Annotated in this window: 9 protein-coding genes; 5 read left to right on the top strand and 4 right to left on the bottom strand. The window is 56.7% G+C overall.

All coding sequences use genetic code 11. The features are described 5' to 3' along the window. The 4 genes from Q363_RS47075 to Q363_RS28925 form a co-directional block, all read right to left on the bottom strand. On the bottom strand, positions 1 to 232 hold a 232-nt coding region (locus Q363_RS47075), incomplete at its 3' end, for a helix-turn-helix domain-containing protein (protein WP_425387682.1). 72 nt (positions 233 to 304) lie between these two features. Then, a complete protein-coding gene (locus tag Q363_RS45710) occupies positions 305 to 817 on the bottom strand; it encodes an FAD-dependent oxidoreductase (protein ID WP_169747179.1) in 513 nt (170 codons plus the stop codon). Beyond that, a complete protein-coding gene (locus tag Q363_RS45715) occupies positions 780 to 1,334 on the bottom strand; it encodes an FAD-dependent oxidoreductase (RefSeq protein ID WP_051979487.1) in 555 nt (184 codons plus the stop codon). The genes Q363_RS45710 and Q363_RS45715 overlap by 38 nt, the downstream gene beginning before the upstream one ends. Positions 1,335 to 1,527: 193 nt before the next feature. Next, a complete protein-coding gene (locus Q363_RS28925) occupies positions 1,528 to 1,905 on the bottom strand; it encodes a response regulator (RefSeq protein WP_035357651.1) in 378 nt (125 codons plus the stop codon). 122 nt (positions 1,906 to 2,027) lie between these two features. On the opposite strand from Q363_RS28925, the gene Q363_RS44935 reads away from it, so the two are divergent. The 5 genes from Q363_RS44935 to Q363_RS28945 form a co-directional block, all read left to right on the top strand. Further along, positions 2,028 to 2,582, top strand: coding sequence for a hypothetical protein (locus Q363_RS44935; RefSeq protein ID WP_245632540.1), 555 nt, complete (start codon positions 2,028 to 2,030; stop codon positions 2,580 to 2,582). Between the two features lie 2 nt (positions 2,583 to 2,584). Then, complete coding sequence (locus Q363_RS28930) at positions 2,585 to 3,823, top strand: tetratricopeptide repeat protein (RefSeq protein ID WP_342667471.1); 1,239 nt, start codon at positions 2,585 to 2,587, stop codon at positions 3,821 to 3,823. Positions 3,824 to 4,382: 559 nt separating this feature from the next. Then, positions 4,383 to 5,318: a TolC family protein gene (locus Q363_RS28935; protein WP_483782913.1), complete on the top strand. Its 936-nt coding sequence runs from the start codon at positions 4,383 to 4,385 to the stop codon at positions 5,316 to 5,318. After that, entirely contained in the window at positions 5,318 to 6,520 is a 1,203-nt protein-coding gene (locus Q363_RS28940; protein ID WP_035357655.1) for an efflux RND transporter periplasmic adaptor subunit, read from the top strand. The genes Q363_RS28935 and Q363_RS28940 overlap by 1 nt, the downstream gene beginning before the upstream one ends. 11 nt (positions 6,521 to 6,531) lie before the next feature. Further along, the coding region (locus Q363_RS28945; RefSeq protein ID WP_035357656.1) for an efflux RND transporter permease subunit at positions 6,532 to 8,336 on the top strand (1,805 nt) is incomplete at its 3' end.

An 8,336-nucleotide genomic window follows, 5' to 3' on the forward strand; every position in this document is an offset into this window, starting at 1 on the left:
ACGCCCGCTCCAGCCCGCCATCAAGATACCGCTTGCCGATCTGCCATACCGCCTTGGCGGAAAGCCCCAGGTTGGCTCCCACCGCAGGCGTGGACTGTCCCTGATCCAATTGACGCAAGGCCAAGGCGCGCAATGTCGTGCGTACCGACTGCAACCCGCCTCCTAACAACTGATCGATCTGCTGTCGATCTCGCTGCTTGAGTTCAATCTGAAGTCGTATGCCTCTGCTCACTCCCCAGATCTACAGCCAGCACCAGAACCCAACAAGCGCCTACATTGGTTACCTATACATGCGGCCACAGTACTAGGGAAACAATTCGGGTACCGACACAACTGGTATACCGAAAGCACGGCATACGGCCACGCGACCCTGCTCCATCGCAACGGACGATAGACTCGGGAACCCGATTACGTCGCCCGCGGCGTAGATGTGCGGTTGCGAAGTCTGGAAGTTGGTATTCACCTGAATCCGGCCGCGCGCATCGGCAGCGAGGCCACAGGCCGCAAGATTCAAAAAATCTGTGTTGGCCTGCTTCCCTACAGCGTAAAGCAGAGCATCCGACCAGATTTGCTTTCCGCTCTTCAGCTTCGCGCCGACTTTGCCCTCAGAAGATTTCGTAACCTCCTCGACCTCCTCACCCAGACGAAAAATGACGCCCTGGCTGCGCATGTGATAACTCAGCGCTTCAGCAATCTGCTGGTCGACGAAATCGAGTATGCGAGGGCGGCGTTCGATCACAGTCACCGAAACATCCAGAGCGGCGGCAATACAGGCATACTCAATACCGATCACGCCACCCCCGACGATGGTCAACACATGGTGCTCCGTTCGTAAACCGGCGAATCGCGTCTGTATCGATAATGGAGACATCGTCCACGGGAATCGCGTCGTTATGAGCCGGCCGCGAGCCAGTAGCGATCAATACGTGGTCCGCGTGGCAGAAATACTCTCCTTCCTGACTCGCAACCCGAATCGTGTGGGGTCCTGAAAAGGAAGCAGTGCCAATCAATACATCGATATCATTGCGGCGAAACTGACTCTCAAACACCCGAACTTCGTGGGACGCGATTTCCTCGATTCTCAGTGCCAGGATTGAGGCCGAGATCCGGCGATCCGTGGACCCCGATCGGGTAGAACGCAGGACAGCCTCCCGAAGTGTCTTGCTCGGAATCGTGCCGGTGTTGATACTGGCCCCGCCAAGAGCTATAGAGCGTTCGACCACCGCAACCTTCTTGCCGAGTTTGGCGGCCTGAATTGCCCCGTGATGTCCGGCAGCGCCCGAGCCGATCACCACCATGTCGTAATGCTTTGCCGAACGATTACTTTCGTTCATCCGACTTATTCTCCTGCACAAAATTGCTAACTGTTTGCTATCCCTGCGTTCGTGCCAGTTCTGCTTGCGCGTCCGCTTCTTTCAAAGCCTGGTACTTAAAATTCTTGCCTGTATCTGGTTGTCGGTAATGCAGGCCAACTCTCTGCTTGTTAGCATCAGAGGTTCGATCTCACAGTCGCGGCCCCGATCTTTTTCATGATGCGCCTTGCGTTTCCAAAAGCTGACACAAGCCAGAAGCAATGAGATACCCGGGCAGAATGTCGTCGATGCCGCATTCGAGCGCGTCCCACCAGAGTTCCGCCGTACTGGAAGAAGTCGCGAGTACAATCGGCACAGAGATATCAATACCCCTCATCCGTTCGACGAGGTCTCTCCAATTACCATCAACCAGGGCGAGTTGCGTGACAATCACCGTCTTCTCGCGCGTCGAGTTGAGCAAATCAACTGCCGCCCTGATGCTGGGTGCCCATTGCATCTCAAGTCCGTGCGCTTCGATGTCCTGCGCGACCGTGGCTTCGGGGCTCCTGGTGGACACGAAAATTACTGTTCCTGCTCGTTTGAGGGTCTGCATCGATTCTCCAACGCTGCTGGATTCCACCTTATGCCGGGTGGCCTCCGACTGGCCGTAAGCTGCCGTAAGCTCGCCGTAACACCGTGAAGATTTGGGAGCATAATGATGTGGGGGTAAACCAAATGCCAATTCTGCCCTCATCCTCCGAAAAATCTCTCGCCAACTCTGCCGCCGACCCTGTGCCGGCGACAGCGGTTCGCGACCAATTGGCGCGTATAGTGAATAGCTCCGGGTTTGTTTCGTCTGCTCGGCTCTGCCGATTTCTGACCCACATCGTGAACCGGACAATCGAAGCAGATATTGACGGCCTCAAGGAGTTCTCGATTGCAATGGAGCTGTTCGACCGCAGCTCTGAGTACGATCCCAACATCGACGCAATTGTTCGGGTCGAGGCTCGCCGCCTCAGAGCGAAATTGAAGGCCTATTACGAGGAAGGACAGGGAGCGGCCGCTGATCCGGTTCTGATTGGATTACGGCCGGGCAGTTATGTCCCGGTCTTCCGATGGCTTGACACTCAACCGGCAAAGCATCGCGAAGAAATTGGAGCTACTGGCCCCGGCCGTACATGCATTGCCGTGTTGCCGTTCGTGAACATGAGTCCGGAGCCGGAGCAGGATTACTTTGCGATGGGATCAGTGAAGAGATCACGAGCTCGCTTACGGATCTATCAGGATTGAGCGTGATTGCGCGAACATCGGCCTTCCACTTCAAAGGCGCCAGCATCGATATCCGGGAAGTGGGTCAGCGCCTTGGCGCCGATCTCGTCATCGAAGGAAGCGTCAGGAAAGCCGGCGAACAGCTGAGGATCACTGCCCAGATGATTGAGACCGAATCTGGACATCATGTATGGTCCGAGACTTTCCGCCGTGAACTCAAAGATGTGTTTGCAATTCAGGAAGAGATCGCACATTCTGTTCCGGGCTTACTCCGACTCCATATGCCGGGAGTGCGGGGGGCAGTTCAGTCTTCCGCTCCTAACCTTGACGCGTATACGGCGTACTTACAAGCTCGCTTCCTGATTCATCAGCAGTCGCCTGAAGCACTGCAAGCTGCACTGGGGCAGCTACGAAAGCTGGTTGAGGTTTATCCCGACTACGCTCTCGCTTACAGTGACATGGCTGCAGCGAACGGTCTTCTTGCCCTTTTCGGGGATGTGTCGGGCCGTGAGGTTTATTCCCAAGTGAAGGCAAACGCGGAGCGCGGCTATGCGCTCGCTCCGGAATCCGGAGAGACGTGCACGGTGCTCGGCGGCCTTCGTGCCTGGTTTGAGTATCGTTGGGATGAAGCGGACGGGATCTACGACCGGGCTCTAAGACTACAACCCAGTCACGCGCGGGCTCACATGTTTCGTGCCATGGCTTTGTTGTGCCAGGGGGACTTCAAGGCGGCAGAGACAGGACTTCGTCGCTCGACTGAACTGGACCCGCTTTCTGCCAGCGACTGCGCGCGTATGGCTTATCTTCATTACGTAAAAGGAAACTATCCATCAGCCGCAGAGCATCTCCGGCAGTCTTTTGAACTGGATCGCGACTATCCTGAAGCGGGATTGTATGAAGGACTCCTGCACTTCCAGCAGCAAAATTACGATGCGGTCATACAGTGTCTCTCGCCGTCTGTTTCACCATTGAATATCGGGCTGCTTGCCGCAGCCCATGCCAAGGAAGGCAGCCTCTCGCGAACCGGGGAATGTATCGAAAGGCTTCACCAACTCGCAGCCCGACAATACGTCACTCCGTTGGCAGAAGGCTTCGCTGCAATCGGGATGGGAGACTTCGATCTCGCATTCCAATGCCTGGACGAAGCAGTCAACCACAAGACAAACTTTGTGAATCTGCTGGCGGTCGAGCCGTTTTTTTATCCTCTACGCTCTGACCGCAGGTTTGCGAAGTTACTGAAAAGGATGAGCTTGTCGCACTGACAGGTGTCGCAAGCAGTGCCGTTAGCTTACGTAGGGCTTACGTAAGGCTTACGAGGCATTACTCCCCCCGCTTCCGCGTTCGAGGCACCATTGCCTCATGAAACGACGCACTCGAACAACCTGTTTGGCCTTCACCCTGGGGACGCTGACTTTGCTGGCGCGAGGCCAGAATCTCGCACCTCTATCCCCCCCGCCCACGGTTGAACAGGCGGCGGGACAACAGTCACACCTCCCTGAATTGACTCTCGAACAGGCGGTTGAACAAGCTGTTGCGAACAACAGCAGTCTGAAGACCGCCAGCCTCGAGACACGCCGGACCGCCGATGATCTGGCTGCGAACCGAACGAGACGATTTGCGAATACGCAGGTCACTGCGCTGGGCGCCCAACTGGTTACGAAGGCATCGGTTACTTACCCGGCAGGCTCGTTTGGGGTATACAGCGCGACCGGGCCGATTCCGGCGACGAATCAGAAGGTTGAGATCCCGCGAAAACCCGTAGGGATCGTGAACGTATTAGTCGCCCAGCCGCTTTCGACGCAGTACCAGCTGCATTTGCAATTGAAGGCTCTTGCGCTGGGCCTGGAAGGTACGCGCCAGGACCAGGTGAAAACGCGTCTGGAGGTGGTCGACCAGGTTCGACGTGCTTACTACGCGGTTGTCGAGGCACAAAGCGCTTTGGATAGCCTTCAGGCGTCACTCCCTTATTACCGGGAATCGCATCGTCTGGCATTAGTGAACCGCGGTAAAGAGACGATTCTCGAATCGGATTTGCTGAACGCCGATGCGCAGCTTCTGAAGATGCAGAACGCCATCAGCGATGCGAGCGACAGGGTCGCGTCGGCGAGCGAAAAACTGAACGATCTGATGGGCCGGGACGTACACACGCAGTTCCGGGTTGCGGTGATCGGCGACGCAGATACCGATCTCGCCACACTCGAAGCCATGGAAGCCCGCGCTCTTCAAAACCGGCCAGATGTGAAGAAGGCGAAGCTTCAGGTGCAGCAAGCCAATTACGACGCGCGGGCGAAGAAGGCGGAATATATCCCCGACGTGAGTCTGGCCTTCAGTTACTACACAACAGCGAATTTCGAGAATGTTTTTCCAAGCAACGTCGGGACAGTGGGTATATCGCTTCGATGGGAACCGTGGGACTGGGGACGCAAGCACCATGAATACAACGAAAAGCGAACCAAGGAAGAGCAGGCCAAGGTTGGCGTCGGCACTACGGAACGAGCCGTTCTTCTGGAGGTGAGAAATGCGCGCCGGCAATTGGAGAACACCCGCCGACAACTGACCCTCAGCGATGCAAGCGAAAGAGCGGCCCGGCAGAAGCTCAAAGAGATGCAGGAGAAGGTGAAGCGCGAAGCGGCATTAAGCAGAGATTTGTATCAAGCACAGTCGAATCTGGCATCCGCCGACAGCCAGCAGCAACAGGCTCTCACTGCGTTCTGGAAGGCAAGAGCCGATTTGAAAAAGGCGATTGGAGAAGAGTAATGCGTGTATATTTCGGAATTTTGAGTTTAGCTGTGCTTTCCGCTCTCGCCGGCTGCGGGACAAAAAAGCAGAAGGCGGGTCCAGAGCCGGTTCCCGTTGTGGCGGAGATCGTGGCTACGCAGCAAGTCCAGCCCAGTTGGACTTACTCCGGCGAGATCCGTCCGGACACTGAGGTTCAACTGGCCTTCAAGGAACCCGGTTATATCGCCGCTCTGTATCGAGTGAAGGGCGTCGATGGTCGGATGCGTGATGTGCAGGTAGGCGACGAAATACCTGCCGGCGCCACACTGGCCCGACTGCGCAGCTCCGATTATGAAGCCTCGCTCAACTCCGCGGTCGGCCAGCAGCGCTCAGCGCAGGGTACGCTTGATGCTTCGCAAGCGGAACTCAACCGAGCAAAGGCCGACCAGGCAAAGGCGGATCTTGATTTTGAGCGTGCACAAGCGCTCTATGCCGCCAAAGCAATGACTCGCCCGGATTACGATGCGGCGGTGAATCAGCACACCTCAGCGACCGCCACTGTGGAAGCCGCCGTGCGTCAGATCGAGGCGCGCCGCGGGCAGTTGAGCGCTGCATCGGCGCAGGCTGTCTACGCGCGGATCAATCTTGGCGATACAAGCCTGAACGCTCCCATGCCTGGAGTCATCGTCGAAAAGAGTGTGGAACCGGGCAGCCTGGTTGCTGCAGGGACAAGGGCATTCACGCTCGACGATACGCGCGTCGTGAAGGTGAACTTCGGAGTTCCCGACAGCATGCTGGCACACCTCAAGCTAGGAGCACCGGTGCCTGTGCAACTTGATGCCTTGCAGGGGCGGAGCTTCACAGGGCAAATTACGGGAATCTCCGCCTCCGCCAACCGTGAGTCACGGGTTTTCAACATCGAGGTTACTCTCCCGAACCGGGATCGCTCGCTCAAGGTGGGCATGATCGCACGCGTCCGTATAAAGCAAGCGAATACGCAAACTGTGCCTGTAGTACCACTGACCGCCTTGATGACCGCGGAATCAGGTTCGAATAACTATTCGGTCTTCACTGTAACGGAGCGCGATGGAAAACAGTTTGCGCAATTGAAGAGTGTGAGGATTGGTGAAACCTTCGGCAAGTCGGTCGTCATCGACGAAGGCCTTACGCCCGGCGAACGAATCGTCGTCAACCGTACTAACCAGCTAAGCAACGGAAGCCTGATCCGGATGGTCAACTAGGAGACGCAGCAATGACACACGCACAGAATGAGCAGTCCACGGACAAGAAACAGAATCTAGCCCGCTTCTTCCTCGAACAGCGACACATCGCCTGGGTCTCGCTCGCGGTTGCGCTCCTCTGGGGATTCTACGGACTATTGAAGATGCCGCAACGGAAAGACCCGGACATTCCTGTACGCCAAGCGATGATTATCGTGCCATGGCAGGGAACATCGGCCGAACAGGTAGAGCAACTGGTGACCAGGAAGATCGAGCAGGCTCTTGCTTTGAATCAGTGGGTGACGGAGATCAAGAGCGCCTCCAGAACTGGTTCGGCGATGGTTCAATTCGAGCTGGCAGAAAAGGGAAAGTACGACAGGGACAAGGAACTGGACGACGTCAAGATCAGGCTGGACGCCATCCACGATCTTCCGCAGGGTGCCGGTCCGATTTTGTACATCAAGGACTTCGGGGATACATCTGCATTGATGCTCACAGTAGCAAGTCCGCCGGCCGATCCAGCCCAGGTTGCCTGGGTGAGCAAGCAGGTTGAGGCACAGATCCGGCAGGTTCGGAGTGGTCTGGCTTCGCAAACTCAGCCCCGGCGTTCGATCGTGGTCGTTTTTCCGAAATCCATCGACAGTGCCGAAGTAGAACAGAAGCTGTCCTGGGTGGCCCAGGACATGGCAGATCAGCATCTCTGTTCCGATGTGCGAGCGTTTTCGGGAGCGGGGTTCACAGGGGTGGACCTGGCGACGAACCTCAGCACTCCTGATCTGCAGTCGGCCTTGAGGAAGTTCGCAAATCAGAACCTGCAAACCGACGAACTTCATCCCGATGCATGGAAACCTGCGATCATCGACGAACCGGCAAACACCACCGCAGCGCTTCAGGCCGTGGCCGGTGACAAATACACTTATCGCGACCTGGACGACTTTACCGATACCCTTCAACGAAGCCTCAAAACGCTGCCGATCGTGGCAAAGGCAGAACGTTCCGGGGTACTGGACGAGAACGTATTTCTGAATTTCTCGCAGGAGCGCCTGGCGCAATACAAGCTAAGGCCGGCAAATCTTTCGAGCATCCTCGCGGCCCGGAACCTACCGGACAGCGGCCAAACGCTCAATGCACACGGACGGACGGTCACCGTCAACACCACAGGCGAGTTCAAGAGCATCGACGATCTGCGGAACATGATGATAGGCACGTCACCGAACGGAACGCCGCTTTACCTGCGGGATCTCGTAGACATCGACAGGGGATATGAGAATCCCCCTTCGTTCCTGAACCGGTACACGCGCCGCGACGAAAACGGTAGATGGAGCACGACACGCGCGATTACGCTCTCGATCCAGATGAAAAAGGGAGAACAGATCAGTTCTTTCGGAAAACAGGTGGACGCCAATCTGGAGAGCGTCAGAAAAACATTGCCGGCCGATCTGGTCCTGGCCAGGACCTCGGACCAGCCCCTGCAGGTACACGACAGCATTGAGCTCTTCAGCCACAGCCTGATCGAGGCGCTGGTGCTGGTGGTAGTCGTGGCTTTGATTGGCTTCTGGAGCTGGCGGACGGCCATTCTGATTGCGGCGTCGATGCCGATTACGCTCGCGATTACGTTTGGGGTCATCAACACGCTCGGGATCGACCTGCAACAGGTCTCGATCGCTTCACTGATCATAGCGCTCGGACTATTGGTCGATGTACCGGTGGTGTCCGGCGACGCAATTGTGCGCGAACTGGGCGCAGGCCAGCCACGGTCCGTCGCCGCGTGGCTGGGACCGACAAAGCTATTCAAAACGATGGCATATGCAACCGTCACGAATATCGTCTCCTATCT

This window comes from Edaphobacter aggregans DSM 19364 (genome assembly GCF_000745965.1).
GTDB lineage: Bacteria > Acidobacteriota > Terriglobia > Terriglobales > Acidobacteriaceae > Edaphobacter > Edaphobacter aggregans.